Genomic DNA, 18,450 nt, shown 5'->3' on the forward strand with positions numbered 1-18,450 from the left:
ACCCTTTCGGATTTCCGAAAGGGTTGTTGTGTTTTATCAATCCTCTTCTTGGTTGAGCTCGTGACCCAAGTTAATGAGGTATTGCTTTAAGTCGTCTTTTACCTGAGGATGCTTGAGGGCATAGTCGATGGAGGTTTTCATGAATCCAAATTTGTCTCCGACATCGTATCGGCTTCCGGTAAATTCCCGTGCAAACACCCGCTGTGTTTTGTTCAAGGTATCAATCGCATCGGTTAATTGGATCTCGTTGCCGGCACCAGGTTCTTGCGTTTCCAAAATTTTAAAGATTTCCGGTGTTAATAAATACCGTCCAATGATCGCTAAGTCACTTGGAGCATCTTCTGGCTTTGGCTTTTCGACAAAGGTTTCGACGCTGTAGAGACCGTTGACTCCTTCGCCTTGAGGGGCGATAACTCCATAAGAAGAGACGTCTTCGTGAGGAACTGGCATGACAGCGATGGTGGATGCGTGCGTTTGCTCGTAGTCGTTCATGAGTTGTTTGGTCAAAGGGATTGCCTTGTCGTTTGTGATATCCATGAGGTCGTCCCCTAGCATGACAACGAAGGGTTCATTGCCCACAAAAGCCTTGGCTTGAAGAACGGCATCTCCAAGTCCACGAGGATGACTTTGACGGATAAAATGCAAGCGAATCCCTGTTGTCTCATCGACTAGTTTCAGAAGATCGTTTTTCCCTTTTTCTTTTAGATTGTATTCGAGTTCAAAGTTGGAGTCGAAGTGATCCTCGATCGAACGTTTGGACTTTCCGGTAACCACTAGGATATCTTCGATACCGGATTTTAGAGCTTCTTCTACGATAAACTGAATCGTTGGTTTGTCAACGATGGGGAGCATCTCTTTTGCTAGCGCCTTTGTCGCAGGGAGGAAACGGGTTCCAAGACCAGCTGCCGGGATGACCGCTTTTCTAACTTTCTGTGCCATGTATTTCTCCTTTAAGACCATTCGTTTTCTTGGCGGACCTCACCTGCCATAAGGGCCTTGATTGTCTTATCGATGTCCGCACCTTGGTAGATGACCTGATAGATCGCCTCTGTGATGGGCATGTAAACATTTAATTCTTGTGCCAGCTCGTGGGCGACCTTCGTAGTTGAGATTCCTTCGATGATCATGCCCATATTGGCTTCGATCTCTTCGAGCTTTTCGCCTCTTCCAAGTGCATCTCCAGCTCGCCAGTTGCGAGAATGAACAGAGGTCCCGGTGACAATCAAGTCACCCACACCGGACAATCCGCTATAGGTCAAGGGGTTGGCACCCATTTTGACACCTAGCCGAGTGATTTCGGTCAGACCACGTGCGATGATTGCGGCTTTAGCGTTGTCCCCATAGCCCAATCCATGTAAGATACCAGCACCGACGGCAATGATGTTTTTCAGTGCTCCAGCTGTCTCGACGCCAATCACATCGTCATTGGTGTAAAGACGGAAATACTGATTGCTAAATAATCGTTGGACATAGGCTGCAGTTTCCAGATTTTGGGATGCAGATGTAATCAAGGTAATGTCGCGTACGATGGCTTCCTCCGCATGGCTTGGTCCAGAGACGACAACGATCTCAGAGCGATAGCGAGCAGGAATTTCCTCTTCGAGGATGGTAGAAAGGCGCTCATGAGTACCAGGTTCTAGCCCTTTGGAGGCGTGAATGATCACTACTTTTTGGTCCAATGTAGCCAATACTTGAGCGACTTGTTTGGCCACTAAGCGAGTGACTTTGGTAGGGACGACAAAGAGCACTGCATCTACTCCGGTCAGGGTTTCGGTCAGATCCTTGTAAGCCCTAATATTAGCGTCCAAGACGACCTCTTTAAAATAGCGTGTATTCGTGTGTTTTTCGTTGATTTCATCAATCTGTTCCGGGATATTTCCCCAGATTCTGACTTCGTGACCGTTGTCATTCAGAACTTGTGATAGGGCAGTTCCCCAGGAACCAGGTCCTAAAACGGCAATTTTTTGTTTTTCCATATCTTTCTCCTCTTTATGGGAACGGTTCATTCCCATTATAGCATAGATTGGTCGGATTTTCATTGCTCTTCTATTGAATGACCGCCCGAGGAGAAGCTCCTCTTCCAATTTCTATTGGATAGTAAGATTAGGGACTTTCGAATAAATAAATGAGCTATTTTTGTTTAAAATCCCATCAGAGTCTAGAGGATATAGTATAATGATAGAGGATGGGCGTGTGGCCCAATATAAAAGAGGAGAAGGGGAAATGAAAGTCAGAGGATTTGAGCTGGTATCACAGTTTACAGATGAAAAATTATTGCCGAAGCGGGAGACAGCTCATGCAGCTGGTTATGACCTGAAGGTTGCAGTCCGCACCGTTATCGCTCCAGGAGAGATCGTTCTGGTTCCAACTGGAGTCAAGGCCTATATGCAATCAGGAGAAGTATTGTATCTCTATGATCGCTCCTCCAACCCTCGTAAAAAGGGTTTGGTTTTGATCAATTCCGTTGGGGTCATTGATGGGGATTATTATGGAAATCCTGGAAATGAGGGACATATCTTTGCTCAGATGAAAAATATCACTGACCAAGAAGTGGTTCTAGAAGTGGGAGAACGGGTGGTCCAAGCTGTCTTTGCTCCTTTCTTAATTGCAGACGGAGATGAAGCCGACGGTGTGCGGACGGGTGGATTTGGTTCTACTGGACAGTAGATCGTTTGAAATCTAGAAAGAGGTGTATCATCGCAAAGAAAAAAGCGACATTTGTTTGTCAAAATTGTGACTACCATTCGCCCAAGTACCTAGGTCGCTGTCCCAACTGTGGCGCCTGGTCGTCCTTTGTCGAGGAGGTTGAGGTTGCGGAAGTCAAAAATGCCCGAGTGTCCTTGACAGGTGAGAAAACCAAACCTATGAAACTGGCTGAGGTGACCTCCATCTATGTCGATCGGACCAAGACCGAAATGGAGGAATTCAACCGTGTGCTTGGAGGAGGAGTAGTTCCGGGCAGTCTTGTCCTTATCGGAGGGGATCCGGGGATTGGGAAGTCCACCTTGCTCTTACAGGTCTCTACCCAGCTGTCTCAAGTAGGAACCGTTCTCTATGTTTCTGGGGAAGAATCCGCCCAGCAGATTAAGCTTCGAGCAGAGCGCTTGGGCGATATCGAGAGTGAGTTTTACCTCTATGCCGAGACCAATATGCAGAGTGTACGAGCAGAAGTTGAAAAGATCCAGCCAGACTTTCTCATCATCGACTCTATCCAGACCATTATGAGTCCAGAGATTTCTGGGGTGCAAGGATCGGTTTCTCAGGTGCGGGAGGTGACGGCTGAGCTCATGCAGTTGGCCAAGACCAATAACATTGCCATTTTTATCGTGGGACATGTGACCAAGGAAGGGACGCTTGCTGGTCCGCGGATGCTGGAGCACATGGTGGATACAGTCCTTTACTTTGAGGGGGAGCGCCACCATACCTTCCGTATCTTGAGAGCGGTTAAAAACCGGTTTGGCTCGACTAATGAGATTGGCATCTTTGAAATGCAGTCAGGTGGTTTGGTGGAGGTTACCAATCCCAGTGAGGTCTTTCTAGAGGAACGGTTGGACGGAGCAACTGGGTCCTCAATCGTTGTGACTATGGAAGGGACACGACCGATTTTGGCAGAGGTTCAGGCCTTGGTGACACCGACCATGTTTGGAAATGCCAAGCGCACGACGACAGGGTTGGACTTCAACCGAGCCAGTCTCATCATGGCTGTTTTGGAAAAACGGGCTGGACTGCTCTTGCAAAATCAGGATGCTTATCTCAAGTCTGCTGGTGGGGTTAAGCTCGATGAGCCTGCCATTGACTTGGCCGTAGCCGTCGCTATTGCCTCCAGCTACAAGGACAAGCCCACCAATCCGCAGGAATGTTTTGTAGGGGAGCTGGGCCTGACGGGAGAAGTTCGGCGGGTTAATCGGATCGAACAGCGCATCAATGAAGCCGCAAAGCTTGGCTTTACTAAGATCTACGTGCCGAAGAATTCGCTGACCGGCATCACGCCCCCCTCGGGGATCCAGGTGGTCGGAGTGACAACGATTCAGGAAGTTCTCAAAAAGGTCTTTGCCTAAGAAGTGACAAATTGTCTTAAAAGTGATATGATGATAGAAATATTTGAATATCAAACCATCGAGGTGAAAAGGTGTGTCTTATTTTGAACAGTTTATGAAGGCCAATCAAGCCTATGTGGAATTGCATGGCAATCTTCACCTACCTATCAAGCCAAAAATGCGGGTTGCCATCGTGACCTGTATGGACTCCCGTCTACATGTGGCGCAAGCTTTGGGCTTAGCGCTTGGAGATGCCCATATCTTGCGAAATGCCGGTGGGCGCGTGACGGAGGATATGATTCGTTCTCTGGTCATCTCTCAACAGCAAATGGGGACACGCGAAATCGTGATTTTGCATCATACAGATTGTGGGGCTCAAACCTTTACGAATCACGAGTTTGTCGCACATTTGCAACAGGAGTTGGGAGTGGACGTTCAGCATCAAGACTTTCTACCGTTTACAGATGTAGAAGAAAGTGTTCGGGAAGACATGCGGCTCCTCAAGGAATCGCCCTTGATTCCAGAAGATGTGGAAATTTCTGGTGCTGTCTATGATGTGGACACGGGGAAGATGTCTGCCGTCTATTGTGAGGAAGCATTTTAAGAGATGGAATGGATGATAGATGAAGTCTCAAAAAGGATGTACAGGCGAGAGCAGATTAGCCTTCTGCTCTCTTTTTTGCATTTCTTGAATCCGTTACCAAGAGAGCTGTTTAAAAAATGTGCAACATATGATATGATAGACTCGAAAAAGCAAAAGGAGGTTTAGCATGGACTATACTATTGATAGTAATATGCAGTTTCCGCTTGTCGAGATCAATCTAGCAGGTGGACAGAATGTATATATCCAACAAGGGTCGATGGTCTACCATTCTCCAACGGTCACCCTTAATACCCGATTAAACGGTCGTGGAAATGGTCTTGGGAAGTTTGTCGGAGCCATTGGCCGCTCGATCACTTCTGATGAAGCTATGTTTATCACAGAGGCTGTTGCGAATCAAGGTCCCGGTGTATTGGCCATTGCACCCAATGTTCCAGGACAGGTTATCTCCCTGGATTTAGGAGTCAGGCAGTATCGCTTGAATGATGGGGCCTTCCTTGCTATGGATGGCTCAGCCCAATACCATATGGAACGCCAATCTGTGGGTCGGGCCTTGTTTGGTGGCCAAGGTGGCTTTTACATCATGACGACTGAAGGATATGGAACACTCTTAGCCAATGCCTTTGGCTCCATCCGGAGGATCGACCTGAATCAACAAACCATCACGATTGACAATGCTCATGTGGTAGCCTGGAGTACTAGTCTCGACTATAACATCCATCTGGAAAACGGCTTTTGGCAATCCATCGGGACCGGTGAAGGAGTCGTAAATACCTTTACAGGAACAGGAGAAATCTACGTTCAAAGTTTAAATATCGCTCAATTTTCAGGTCAGTTGAAACGATATCTGGTCACGTCTTAAAACATAAAAGTGATTTTCATCCCCATTGAAATCCTCATCTGAGAGGTCATGGGAGATGAAAATCTCTTTTTTGTTTACCAGAAAGGATAGATTGATTTATTTTTATGCAGGGAAATGCTGGCTGTGTGAAAGAGGTGGGGGTGAGGATTTCCTGACGAGTCCTAGAAAGAAGGCAGAAAAGCTGAGGTACTCATATGAAGATGCTGGATAGATATAGGGAAAAGAAGGAACAACTTATAGTTAAATCAAATAGAAAGTTCGGTTATATCTGTCTAGTTATCAGCTTAAAAGGTTTTAAAAGGCATATTTTTTTATAAAACGAACTATCGTACTATTACAAAAGTGTTACAAATGAAACCTTGCCGAAAGATTCAGAAAATTTTGTACTATAATGGTTTTATACTATTTTAAAATAAGGAGATAGAGATGAAAAAAGAACGGTTTTCACTGAGAAAGTACAAATTTGGACTTGCCTCAGTATTGTTGGGATCTGTATTTGTGGTTGGAAATGCAGTTGCACAAGCCGATGAACTGGTTTCATCAGCGGATCAGGTTCAGGTCGTGTCTGCGACTGGTCAGGCGGAAGGGGCAACCACAGCTGTCACGGATGAAGAAATCACTCCTTCTGAAGGGGGCCGCCAAGAGACAGCTGTCACTCCGAAGACAGATGCAGCAACTAATCCACAGGAAGGAACAGAAGAAACAAGCCCAGAATCTTCTCAGACAGAAGAGGTCGGCCAGACACCTCAGGCTGCCATAGCTTCTAGCGAAACAAGTGAGAAAGCATCCGATGGCACGGAAAAGCAGTCTGCTGAAATAAGCGAAAAGAGCAACCCTACTGAAGCGGTCACCCCGAAGAGTACTTCCAGTAATGAGATCATCCACGCTTCTCAATCCTGGGATTTGGGTTATAAGGGAGAAGGAACCGTCATCGCTGTGATTGACTCTGGTCTAGACTTGGAGCATGATGTCTTGCGGATTACGGATGTCGCTAAGGCTAAGTACAAATCTGCGGCAGAGATGGATGCGGTGAAAGAAAAGGCTGGAATCGACTATGGCAAATGGTATAGTGATAAGGTTGTTTTTGCTTACGACTACATGGATGCGGATGATCAAATCAAGGAGCAAAAGCAATCCTCTCATGGGATGCATGTGACCGGTATCGCTGCTGGGAATCCAAGTAAACCGATCAGCTCCGGAGAGTATGTCTTCGGGGTGGCACCAGAAGCTCAAGTTATGTTCATGCGGGTCTTCTCTGATCGTTCAGGTTCGACCAGTGAATCGATCTATGCAAAAGCCATTCGAGATGCTGTTGATCTTGGAGCAGATAGTATCAACTTAAGTTTGGGAAGCGTGACTGGATCTCAGGTAAATGCCGGAAGCATGATCCAAGAAGCGGTAGAGTATGCACGACAAAATGGGGTTTCTGTTCTCATTTCTGCCGGAAATAGTAATGTCTACGGGGATGGTTATAGCCAGCCTCTAGCAGAAAACCCGGACTACGGAACTGTCGGGAATCCATCTACCGTGGAGGGGACCATTTCTGTCGCCTCTGTCAATAACTCTGTCTTGACAACGGAAGTGATGGAAGTCATCGGCTTAGAAGACGATGTCCAACAAAATCGTGGCAAATGGAACTTTACCTACGCGGTGACAAATGGTCGATTCGAAAAAGGGAAAGCCTATGACTATGTTTATGCGGGTCTAGGACAAGAAGGAGATTTCGCGTCTCTTGATGTGAAGGGGAAGATTGCCCTTGTCCAACGGGGAATGATTACCTTTGGGGATAAGGTGCTCAATGCCCTTCGACATGGGGCTGTGGGTGTCGTTGTCTATAACAACGTCGATGGAGCCAATGTGACCATGGGCTTATCGGGAGAGGCTGCACAGGCTCCTGCGATCTTTATCAGCAAGGCTTATGGAGAAGCTCTGAAAGATCATCCCTACAAACTCAGTTTCAATCAAAATGTCGCGGATGTGACCGCTACTGATGCGCAAAAGATGTCTGCCTTCTCTAGTTGGGGAGTCACCATTGATGGCGCCCTCAAGCCGGATGTCACAGCTCCTGGTGGCTATATCTATTCATCCTTAAACGATGAGACCTATGGTAGTATGAACGGGACTTCGATGGCCTCTCCTCATGTCGCTGGTGTGGCGGCCTTGGTGACAGAATATGTCAAAAAAACCTACCCGGATAAGGCGCCAGAGGAAATCTCTGCCTTGGTCAAAGGGTTGATCATGTCTACTGCCAAACTTCATGTCAATGCGGAGACGGGAGCCTATACCTCTCCTCGCCAACAAGGCGCTGGGGTGGTAGATGTTGCTGCTGCAGTCTCAACAGGTCTATATATAACAGGACTTGATGGCTATCCGAGTGTTTCCATGGGAAATGTAGGAGACAGCTTTAGCTTTGATGTAGTGGTGCACAATGTGAGCCAGCAAGACCGAACCCTCAAGATGATTGTCAATACAGATACAGATCAGGTCGAAAATGGTCGCTTTACCTTGACACCGCGCAAGCTAACAGAGACCGTTTGGCCGGAAGTGACGATCAAAGCTGGATCTAGCGAGACGGTCACAGTGAAGATAGATGCTTCACGCTTTGCAGAGGAGTTGACGACTCTCATGCCAAATGGCTATTTCTTAGAAGGGTTTGTTCGATTCGTCGACCCTGCAGATGATGGAGATGTCGTCAGTTTACCATTTATCGGCTTTAGGGGAGCCTTTCAAGATTTACCTGTTGCAGAACAACCAATCTACAATTTGATTCGGGATGGGAAAAATGGTTTTTATTACACCATTCCTGCAGATCATGAGATCCCAGCCAATGCCCCAGCTTCCTATGTGGCGACTGGTGTCAGCAAGCGATTGGTCAGCACAGGAACAAACTCCTATCAAGGATTGACCCTGCTGGGCTCTGTTGAGCAAGAGGACGGCCGCTATCTCCTGGCCTTGGATGAGAATGGACAGGTCCGCTTTGCGATCTCACCAAATGGGGATGACAACCAAGATCAAATCTTCTATCGCAGTGTCTTTTACCGGACTGCTTACAATGTGAAGGCAGAAGTCTACGCAGCAGACGATACCGAATGGACGCATCCGCTCTGGGAAAGTGCAACGGTGGATGCACGTCCGAATTATTATGATGGCAATCCGCAAAATCCAAAATCCTATGCCTTGAGCAATACGATTTGGGGAGGAGAAGATAGCCAAGGTCGCTTGTTGGCTGACGGGACGTATGTGTATGTCATCCGTATGACTCCTGCTGTTCCAGGCGCAGAAGACCAAGTCACCCGCTTTACCATCCAGATTGATACCCAAAAGCCTGTCATTACCACGGGCTACATCACAGAGAAGGATGGGCAACGCTACTTCTATGCGCGTGCAGCTAAAGATCCAGGAAATGGAGGTGTGCTGAGCCAAAAAGTCTTCTATATCAAGGCACAAGAGGATGGTTCTTATACTTACCAAGGACGAGACGCATTAGGACAGGTGCACACCTATGAAGAACGGATTTACGTGACGGCGAATGCTGACGGTGGTTTCACGCTCCCAGAAGGAATCGCAATCGCAGATCTTTACTATATCGTAGAGGACTATGCAGGCAATAGCGATCTGATATCCTTGTCAGAATTGGTAGGGGACCAACATAGTGGTCGGGTACAAGTCATTCTTGCGGATGCAGATACGCATGAACAAGTGGACACCGCCTTTGTCTATCGTGTCAAAAATGCGCAAGGACAATACGTAACAGTAGACAAGTCGAAAGCCATCAATTTCTTGCCGTTTGGTCAGTATGAGATTGAACTGTTTACCTATAATACAGGTGATCTTCGCTTGAAGAGTGCCAAGGTACTCCCTCTCAACTTGACAGAAGAAAATAGCTTCCAGACGATTGAATTCTTGGTTAAAGAGGTTACCCTAGCTCCCCTCAGTGTGGTATTTGACCAGGCGGTACCAAAATCCACCACACTGATCCTTGAAGATGAAGATGGCAACTTTGTCAGTCTCCCAAGTGAAAAATATGGGAAGAACTCCTTCGGCAAGTCTGTTGCGACAGGAGTGTACCGCTTGGTGGCAAGCTTGCCGACCGGTTATGAGCTCTATGGGGATATCGATCAGATTTCAGTCCTAGCAGGAAAAACCAATCGTGTCTACTTAAAGGTCGTTTCGAAAGTTTCCTTGCTCTCTTCGATTACGCAGGCGGACAAGGTCCTCCAGACGGCTGCCTTCTACAATGCCAGCGAATCCCGCAAGGCAGGCTATCAGCTAGCACTGACCAATGCCCAAACAGGCGTAACCAGTAAGCTCACCCAGGAAGAGGTTGATCAGCTCCTTGCCCAATTAGAAGCTGCTCAAGGACAGCTGGACGGAAAAGAAACCGATATCGTCGCTTTGAAACGACGGGTTCAGGACTATGCAGCTTTGACACAGACAGGACGCTACGCGAATGCGAAAGCCAGCAAGCAGCAAGCCTTTGACCGGGCCTTCCAAGCCTTGGCTTTACTCTTGACAGCTGACCAAGTCACCCAAAACCAAGTGGACCAAGTCTTAACTCAACTGGATCAAGCCTCTAAAGCCCTAGATGGGAAGGCGACAAACTTTAGCAGTCTTGAAAAATTGATCCAGAAAGAGGCCAAAGAACAAGAAAAGAACGAAAAGTTCCTCTATGCTTCGGCTAAAGTGAAGGAGGCTTATCTGATCGCCTTCCAAAAAGCACAAGCAGTTCTCAAGAATCCTGGTGCCAGCCAAGAAGATGTCAAAGAGGCAGTGAATGAACTCAAAGCAGCCAAGAAAAAATTGGATGGAAAAAAACCAAAAAAATCCAAAGAAAAACGCGTGTGAGCCCCTATCAGGATAGTTGCACCATTTCAAGGCTGAATAAAGTCTTGTTTCAATAGAAAACCACTCTGTGATTTCTCTCTTGATCCTAGTCAAGTTGGGAAATCTACAGGGTGGTTTTTGCGTATTTAAAACAGGCGAGACGAGATTTGTGGCGAGACTGTCTCCATCAGTCTAACACAAAACCCCTCTTAGAGGAGAGGTTGAGATTGTTGTTTTCGATAGTCACTGGGACTGATGTGATAGTAGTGCTTAAAGGTGCTACTGAAGTTGAGGGGATCCTTGTATCCGACAGAATAGGCTACTTCAGCAATGGATAGGCTGAGATTTTGGAGGAGTTGGGTAGAGCGGTTCATCTTCACATGCAAGATATAGTCTTTAATAGAATAACCGGTCTCTTCCTTAAAAATCTTATAGAGATAGGAACGGCTGAGGGAGAGGTTCTCAGCGATATCTGCTACCTTCAAAGGGGAGCCATATTGAGCATGAATCATTTTCATTGCTTGCTGGACATAGCTATGGGCGATGTGCTTGGATTCGGAGAGCTCCTTTTGAGGAAATTCTTCGATCAAGTGGCCCAGAAGCTTATGCAGTTCGCCGATGAGGAAAAGCTCTCGGATGACACCGTGACCGTGGCGGGCCTGGCGGGCGATAGCCATCATGTCTTCCAAGATCTGAGATTCTTGAGAAGAGTGCAGATAGTAGTGATCTAGGAGTGTGCTTTGCCGCAAGAAGCTCTCTACCCGTGAACCGCTAAAACCAACCCAAATATAGGCCCAAGGCTCTTTTGCATCAGCCTGATAAAAGGTGAGCTTGTCCTTAGGAAGTACAAAGATGTCCCCTTCTTGAAGAAGCGTTGTTTGCCCATCGATCATGAAGGTTCCCTTGCCGTTTAGGATGAAATGGAGGACGTAATTATCCCGGATGGTAGGTCCAAAAGAGTAGTTGCGAGCACATACTTCTGCTCCATAATGGTCAACATTTAAGTCGAAATGTTGGCTATCAAACTCGTCATAGGCATTTAGAATATTCAATGACTGTCCTCCTCAATAGGAAACATTATACCATATTTACAGAACAAAAACCTATTCTTGAAATCGTTTTAGCTTGGTAAAATAAGGTCAAGATTAAGAAAAGGAGAAGACGACGTGATACGTTACCAAGAGCAAGAAGGTCTCTTTCACTTGCAGGCAGCAGAATTTTCCTACATCCTGCAGGTCCTGGATAGCCGACATCTCGTACACCGTTACTTTGGTAAAAAAATCAACCATTTCGATGCGAGCAATACCATAGTTTACCTGGATCGTTCCTTCTCACCAAGTCCTTTTGCAGGGAACCGAACTTTTTCCCTGGATACCCTGCCACAGGAATACAGCAGCAATGGCTTAGGTGATTTTCGAACAGCAGCCATTGATTTACGCAGTGCATTTGGAACTGCTTTGGATCTCAAGTACAAGGGACATCGTATCTTTAAAGGGAAAAAATCTTTATCTGGTCTACCAGCTAGCTTTGGCGACGAAGAGTCGGTCGAGACGTTAGAGATTGATCTCTACGATGAGTTAACCGAGGTCACGGTGACCTTGTCTTACAGTGTCTTTCCAGTAGCCAACTATCTGGCTCGCTCCGCTAACATCCAAACGGGTAGCCATCCGGCACAAATCGAGAAGGCCTTGTCCTTTACCCTTGATTTACCGCACATGGATGTTCATGTTCATACGTTGACGGGTCGCTACGCTTTTGAAAAAGAATGGACGGTAACCCCACTGCCTTTTGGGAAATACAGTATTGGGAGTATTCGAGGGGCGTCTAGTCACTCCCGAACCCCCTTCATCGCTTTAGCGGATAAGGATGTGACAGAAGACCATGGTCAAGTCTACTCGGCACACCTGGTCTACAGCGGGAATTTTACGGCTTTTGCGGAAGCAACCCCGCTTCATACGACCCGGTGGGGGATGGGGCTGAATGATGAGCAATTCAGCTGGTCTCTCGGAGTAAACGATGCGTTTCAAACGCCAGAAGCTCTCCTCTCCTACACGGATAAGGGGTTGACAGGGATGACCCAGACTAGCCATGACTTTATTAAGAATCATCTCAGCCGTAGTCCCTTTACCAAGCAAGAACGTCCCATTCTGATCAACAACTGGGAGGCGACCTACTTCCACTTCAAAGAAGAGAAATTGTTGGAATTGGCTAAGGTTGCCAGCCAATCAGGTATTGAACTCTTTGTTCTCGATGATGGCTGGTTTGGGAATCGGAACAACGATGAAAGCTCTTTAGGCGACTGGATGGTGAATAAGCAAAAATTGCCACATGGCCTGGATGGCCTGGCTCATGCGGTCAATAATCTGGGTATGGAGTTTGGCTTATGGTTTGAGCCTGAGATGATTTCGGTGGATTCAGACCTCTATCGTAGCCATCCTGACTGGGCCATTCGGACAAGTGGCAGGGACCATACATACAGCCGAGAGCAATTGGTGCTAGACTTATCCCAGGAAGTTGTTTGTGATTATATTGTAGAAGCTGTCGGCAAGGTTTTGAACTCAGCCAATATCACCTATGTCAAATGGGATATGAATCGCAATATCACTAATATCCCAGAAGGTTTAGCCAACGATAAAAAACATGAGTTTTACCATCGTTATATGCTAGGGCTCTATAGTGTCTTCGACCGCTTGACAAGTCGTTTTCCACATGTTCTCTTTGAGTCTTGTGCAGGCGGGGGTGGTCGTAATGACCTGGGTGTCCTTTACTACATGCCCCAGGCTTGGGCGAGTGACAATACGGACGCGATCGGTCGTTTGTCGATTCAAGAAGGGACGAGCCTCATCTATCCCGTGGTTTCGATGGGCTCCCACGTTTCAGCCGTACCTAACCATCAGGTTGGGCGGATTACTCCCTTTTCTACCCGGGGGAATGTCGCGATGATGGGCAATCTGGGATATGAACTGGATTTAACTTTCTTATCAGAGGACGAATTGGCAGAAGTAGCAGAGCAGACTGCTACCTACAAGACTATTCGTCAGACGGTGCAATTTGGCAAACTCTATCGCCTTAAAAAGACAGCGAATACTTATGCTTGCAACTATGTTGCTGAGGATCAAAGTCAAGCGGTCTTTACCTATGTGAAAGTCCTGTCTCAACCAGAGGCACCGCTCATTCAGGTCCGTCTAAAAGGACTGGATCCTGGTGCCCGCTACCATTGTCCAAATCTGGACGCGGTCTTCTACGGAGACGAGCTGATGAACGTCGGCTTGACGATGCCGTTTGTCCAAAAAGATTACTATAGTGTTCAATATATTTTCAATAAACTTTAGGAGGATTGTATGAAACTCAAAACGTATCTAAAAGGTGCAGCGCTTGTTGCGATGGCCACTTTCCTTGCAGCATGTGGAAATACTGCAAGCGGTGGTAAAACAGAGATTGAGTTTTTCTCGCAAAAGCCAGAAATGCAAGCTACCTTGCAAGAAATTGTGGATGATTACAACAAATCACAGGACGATGTCACCGTAAAATTGACGAGCGTTCCAGATGCTGGAAAAGTACTTAAAACCCGTATTTCAAATGGTGAGGCACCAGATGTCATCAACATCTACCCACAAAATGCAGACTTCAAAGGCTGGGCAGCGGATGGCCAATTTGTCGATCTGACCTCTGAAAAGGAGATTTTGAATCAATTGAATGACGGTGCAGCTCAAACCTATGCAGTCAATGATAAGATTTACAACATCCCGTTGACAACCAATGTGTCTGGTATCTACTACAACAAGGATGCGTTCAAAAAATTGGGAATCGAGGTTCCGAAAACCTTAGCGGAATTCCAAGAAATTGTTGCAAAAATTAAAGCGGATGGGCAAACACCATTTGCCGAAGCGCTAGGAGATGCATGGACCTTCAATGGTTATGCTCAATTAGCCTGGATCCAATCTGCTGGCAGTGCAAAAGCAGCCAACGACTACCTACGGTTTAGCAGTAAGGGAGCTATCTCCGCAAGCGACAAAGTGACCAAAAATGTAGGAGCTTACTTGGATCTTCTAGCTGGCAATGGTCAAAAGAACTCTGACGGAGCACTTTATGCAGACACCGTCGCAGCCTTTGCATCAGGAGATGCCCTAATGATGGCAAACGGGTCATGGGCCTTGCCTGTGATCAAGCAACAAAATCCGAACTTTGAAGTTGGATTCTTTGCAATGCCTGGTTTGACCTCAGATGCTCCTGCTATGACAGTGGGTGCAGCAGATATGGCAGTTTCCATCTCAGCAGAATCCAAGAACGTAAATGCAGCGAAAGATTTTGTCAAATACCTTAGCTCCGCAAAGGCTATGCAAAAATACTATGACGTAGATGGCTCTCCAACTGCTGTAAAAGGGGTTGAAACAGAAGGTAAATTCAAGGAAATTGCAGATGTTGCTGCCCTAGCCTTTACCGACCAACAAGCCGTATGGTTGCAATCCGAATGGACTTCAGAAGAAACCTTCTGGAATGCGAATGTTTCTTATATCAAGAGCAAAGATTTGACCGCTTATACGGAAGCACTAAACACTTTCTTTGACACTATGAAATAGGCAGATGACGTCCTATCTCTTGAACTAAATATTTGAATGGCAAGAGTCTGGCATACCCTCCGGACTCTTTGCCTTACTATAGGAGGACACAAATGAACAAACGTGGTTTTGTCAATACCTATTGGCCCTTTATATTTGTAGCTATTCCAATTATTTTACAGTTGGTATTCTTCTTTTATCCTTTGGTAAATGGGATTATCTACTCCTTGACAGACTGGACAGGACTCACACGGAACTACAACTTTATTGGATTGGACAACTATCTAAAGATTTTTCAAGATGGGGCTTTCTACCAAAGCTTAGGCTTTACCATCCTATTTACAATAGGTCTTGTGGTGGGAGAGATTGTGATTGGAGTTTGGATTGCGACCCTTTTGAACCGTAAAATTCGGGCAGTTGGTTTCTTTCGGACCTGGTATTTCTTTCCAGCCGTACTCTCTACTGTGACGATTGGCTTGATTTTTAGTCAGCTATTTAACTACGGCTTACCCCAAATCGGGGAGTTGCTGAAAATTGATTGGTTGAGTTCTAACCTGCTCTTTCAAAAGGGAACTGTTTTTCTTTCTGTACTCTTTGTGGCTCTCTGGCAGGGTCTTGCCATGCCGGTCGTGATCCTTTTAGCTGGCTTGCAATCAATCCCAGAAGAAGTCAAAGAGGCAGCTGCAATTGATGGAGCGAGTAAATCCCAACAATTTTTCCAAATTGAATTGCCTTTCCTCTTGCCATCGATTTCTATGGTCTTTATTCTAGCGATGAAATCTGGTTTGACGGCCTTTGATTTGATTTATGCCTTGACTAGCGGTGGCCCTGATGGGGCGACCAAATCACTGGGACTTTTGGTTTACGACAATGCCTTTACCAACAACCAATTTGGCTATGCCAATGCCTTAGCTGTCGTCCTTTTTGTGATTATCGCTGTGATTTCTATTGTACAAATTAGCCTGTCTAGACGGTATGAAGTGTGAGGTGTCTCAAGATGAAATTGAAAAAACAAAGGAATATCCATGCCTATACAGTATTGATTGCTGGAATCCTCCTCATGTTGATTCCGCTTGCAGTGACGATTATTAGTTCTTTCAAGACGACCCGGGAGATCACGGGGAACTTCTTTGGATTGCCTGAAACGTGGACGCTGTCTAACTACGAACGTCTCTTTCGTGATGGGATCATCCAGTATTTTGGAAATTCCGCTTTTCTAACGATTGGAAGTGTTGCCTTGATTATCTTGGTGATTCCGATGGCTGCCTTTGCCATTGCGCGTCATATGGGTCGTCGTAAGATTTTTGTCATCATGTATACCCTCTTGATTTTGGGCATGTTTGTTCCGTTTCAAGTCATTATGCTACCAATGGCCAAATTGATGAGTAAACTAGGCATGACCAACTTAGTTGGCTTGACCATTCTTTACTTAACCTATGCGATTCCGCAGACCCTCTTCTTGTATGTGGGGTATATCAAAACGATCGTACCTGAAGAGATGGATGAAGCTGCTTCTATCGATGGGGCGAGCAAGTTTACTATGTATCGCAAGATTATCTTCCCCTTGATGAAGCCGATGCATGCAACAGTGCTTATCATCAATGCTCTGTGGATTTGGAATGACTTCCTCTTGCCTCTCCTTGTGCTCAACCGTGATAACAGCACCTGGACCCTGCCTCTTTTCCAATACAACTACCAAGGTCAATATTTCAGTGACTATGGTCCAAGTTTTGCGTCCTATGTCGTTGGAATTATCCCGATTTTGATTGTTTACCTTGTTTTCCAAAAGAATATCATCTCCGGCATGACCAGTGGCTCTGTCAAATAATCGCAAAGGAAGAGGAGTTTATGAAAATTAAAAACCAAGCCATGTTGATTACCTATGCGGACAGTTTAGGTAAGAACCTCAAAGATTTGAAACAAGTACTAGAAGGCCCGCTCAAGGATACTGTGGGGGGAGTCCATATCTTGCCTTTCTTCCCATCGTCGGGGGACCGTGGTTTTGCTCCAATGGACTACACCAAGGTGGATCCTTCATTTGGGGACTGGGAGGATGTAGAGGCCCTCAGCAAAGACTACTATCTCATGTTTGACTTTATGATCAACCATATCTCTGCCCAGTCGCCTTATTTCCTGGATTTCTTGGAGAAAAAAGATGCGTCAGCATACGCCGATCTCTTTATTCGTTACAAGCATTTTTGGCCAAATGGGGAGCCGACGCAAGAAGACGTGGACTTGATCTACAAGCGCAAACCTCGTGCTCCATACCGGATGGCACGATTTGCGGATGGGACAGAAGAAAAAGTCTGGTGTACCTTTGACGAGCAGCAGATCGACCTAGATGTCACGACTGAGACCACTCGGAAATTCATCAAGGACAATCTGGAAGGATTGGCAAAACACGGTGCCTCTATCATCCGTTTGGATGCTTTTGCCTATGCCAACAAAAAAATTGGGACCAACTGTTTCTTTGTGGAACCTGATATCTGGGACATGCTGTATTTTCCACGTCGTCTCTTGGCACCTCAGGGGATAGAGATATTGCCAGAAATTCACGAGCATTACACCATTCAGCAGAAAATTGCGGAGCAAGACTACTATGTGTATGACTTTGCCCTCCCCATGCTGGTGCTCCATGGCCTCTATAGCGGTCAGGTGAACCGCCTGGTACACTGGATGGAAATCTGCCCTCGGAAGCAATTTACGACATTAGACACTCACGATGGCATCGGTGTTGTGGATGTGAAGGACTTATTGACAGATGAAGAGACCGAATTTACCCGTGAGCAACTCTATGCTCAAGGAGCAAATGTCAAAAAAATCTACAGTACAGAGGCCTACAACAACTTGGATATCTACCAAATCAACTGCACCTATTACTCTGCTCTTGGAAATAATGACCAAGCCTACCTCTTGGCCCGTGTCCTTCAGTGCTTTGCACCAGGGATTCCGCAGATTTACTATGTAGGTCTTCTAGCAGGAGAAAATGACATCGAGCTCCTTGAGTCTACAAAGGAAGGTCGCAATATCAACCGCCATTACTATGATTTGGATGAGATTAATCGGGAAGTGGAGCGCCCAGTGGTCAAGTCTCTCTTTAACTTGTTGACATTCCGTAATACAAGTCCTGCCTTTGACGGAGAGTTTGCCGTTGAGGCAGTTGATGAACACACCCTACGCATCATCTGGGACAATGAAGATGCAGGAGTAGTGGCTGAGCTTCTTGCAAACCTCCAAGATCAGACATTTGTCATCACAGAACGAGACGAAGCGTCTCAACGTGAGATTCGACTCTAAAAAGAAGGCCTGTTGTGGTCTTCGGTAGTAAGTGTCTTTATTTTGATCAAGCGGTGATGTTAGGAGACCAAGCTACCTATTCTGGAGATGCTGTCTTTTCTACAGTCAAGCTCTATGTGCCTCGCCAGTGGGCGGTGGACTACGTAGGAGATAAGATTTTGAGTAGTATCAAGATTGTTGGAGCTCCTACGACTTCGGAGAAACAACTGCTGGTGACAGGGGATCTTGTCTTTAGTAGCATGGAAATTCATTATATCTAAGCGAGAAAAA

Annotated in this window: 14 protein-coding genes; 11 read left to right on the forward strand and 3 right to left on the reverse strand. The window is 46.3% G+C overall.

The window, feature by feature from the left end:
* Positions 1–36 precede the first annotated feature (36 nt).
* Together galU and STRDD13_RS06555 are read right to left on the reverse strand one after the other, a co-directional pair.
* Positions 37–939 carry a UTP--glucose-1-phosphate uridylyltransferase GalU gene (gene galU, locus STRDD13_RS06550; RefSeq protein WP_067103288.1) on the reverse strand — a complete coding sequence of 301 codons (903 nt, stop codon included), beginning with the start codon at positions 937–939 and terminating at the stop codon, positions 37–39.
* 11 nt (positions 940–950) lie between these two features.
* A complete protein-coding gene (locus STRDD13_RS06555; protein WP_067103521.1) occupies positions 951–1,976 on the reverse strand; it encodes an NAD(P)H-dependent glycerol-3-phosphate dehydrogenase in 1,026 nt (341 codons plus the stop codon).
* A 247-nt stretch (positions 1,977–2,223) separates the two neighbouring features.
* On the opposite strand from STRDD13_RS06555, the gene STRDD13_RS06560 reads away from it, so the two are divergent.
* The 5 genes from STRDD13_RS06560 (at position 2,224) to STRDD13_RS06580 (ending at position 10,345) form a co-directional block, all read left to right on the forward strand.
* Positions 2,224–2,667, forward strand: a complete 444-nt coding sequence (locus STRDD13_RS06560; RefSeq protein ID WP_067103523.1) for a dUTP diphosphatase — start codon at positions 2,224–2,226, stop codon at positions 2,665–2,667.
* A 5-nt stretch (positions 2,668–2,672) separates the two neighbouring features.
* Complete coding sequence (radA, locus tag STRDD13_RS06565; protein WP_082781212.1) at positions 2,673–4,058, forward strand: DNA repair protein RadA; 1,386 nt, start codon at positions 2,673–2,675, stop codon at positions 4,056–4,058.
* Positions 4,059–4,131: 73 nt separating this feature from the next.
* Entirely contained in the window at positions 4,132–4,641 is a 510-nt protein-coding gene (locus STRDD13_RS06570) for a beta-class carbonic anhydrase (protein ID WP_067103292.1), read from the forward strand.
* 166 nt (positions 4,642–4,807) lie between these two features.
* On the forward strand, positions 4,808–5,500 hold the full coding sequence (locus STRDD13_RS06575; RefSeq protein ID WP_067103294.1) for a TIGR00266 family protein: 693 nt from the start codon (positions 4,808–4,810) through the stop codon (positions 5,498–5,500).
* A 426-nt stretch (positions 5,501–5,926) separates the two neighbouring features.
* Positions 5,927–10,345: a S8 family serine peptidase gene (locus STRDD13_RS06580; RefSeq protein ID WP_067103295.1), complete on the forward strand. Its 4,419-nt coding sequence runs from the start codon at positions 5,927–5,929 to the stop codon at positions 10,343–10,345.
* Positions 10,346–10,533: 188 nt separating this feature from the next.
* On the opposite strand, the gene STRDD13_RS06585 is transcribed toward STRDD13_RS06580, so the two are convergent.
* Positions 10,534–11,376, reverse strand: a complete 843-nt coding sequence (locus STRDD13_RS06585) for an AraC family transcriptional regulator (protein WP_067103297.1) — start codon at positions 11,374–11,376, stop codon at positions 10,534–10,536.
* Between the two features lie 114 nt (positions 11,377–11,490).
* Between STRDD13_RS06585 and STRDD13_RS06590 the strand changes: the two genes are divergently transcribed.
* The 6 genes from STRDD13_RS06590 (at position 11,491) to STRDD13_RS06615 (ending at position 18,440) form a co-directional block, all read left to right on the forward strand.
* Positions 11,491–13,656 (forward strand): alpha-galactosidase, encoded by a 2,166-nt coding sequence (locus tag STRDD13_RS06590; RefSeq protein ID WP_067103299.1) that lies wholly within the window; start codon positions 11,491–11,493, stop codon positions 13,654–13,656.
* Positions 13,657–13,665: 9 nt separating this feature from the next.
* On the forward strand, positions 13,666–14,904 hold the full coding sequence (locus STRDD13_RS06595) for an extracellular solute-binding protein (protein WP_067103301.1): 1,239 nt from the start codon (positions 13,666–13,668) through the stop codon (positions 14,902–14,904).
* A 92-nt stretch (positions 14,905–14,996) separates the two neighbouring features.
* Positions 14,997–15,869: a carbohydrate ABC transporter permease gene (locus STRDD13_RS06600; RefSeq protein WP_067103303.1), complete on the forward strand. Its 873-nt coding sequence runs from the start codon at positions 14,997–14,999 to the stop codon at positions 15,867–15,869.
* Positions 15,870–15,886: 17 nt separating this feature from the next.
* Positions 15,887–16,711 carry a carbohydrate ABC transporter permease gene (locus tag STRDD13_RS06605; RefSeq protein WP_067103524.1) on the forward strand — a complete coding sequence of 275 codons (825 nt, stop codon included), beginning with the start codon at positions 15,887–15,889 and terminating at the stop codon, positions 16,709–16,711.
* Between the two features lie 20 nt (positions 16,712–16,731).
* A complete protein-coding gene (gtfA, locus tag STRDD13_RS06610; protein WP_067103305.1) occupies positions 16,732–18,180 on the forward strand; it encodes a sucrose phosphorylase in 1,449 nt (482 codons plus the stop codon).
* Between the two features lie 14 nt (positions 18,181–18,194).
* Entirely contained in the window at positions 18,195–18,440 is a 246-nt protein-coding gene (locus STRDD13_RS06615; RefSeq protein ID WP_067103306.1) for a hypothetical protein, read from the forward strand.
* Positions 18,441–18,450: the final 10 nt, after the last annotated feature.

Source organism: Streptococcus sp. DD13 (assembly GCF_001578875.1).
GTDB lineage: Bacteria > Bacillota > Bacilli > Lactobacillales > Streptococcaceae > Streptococcus.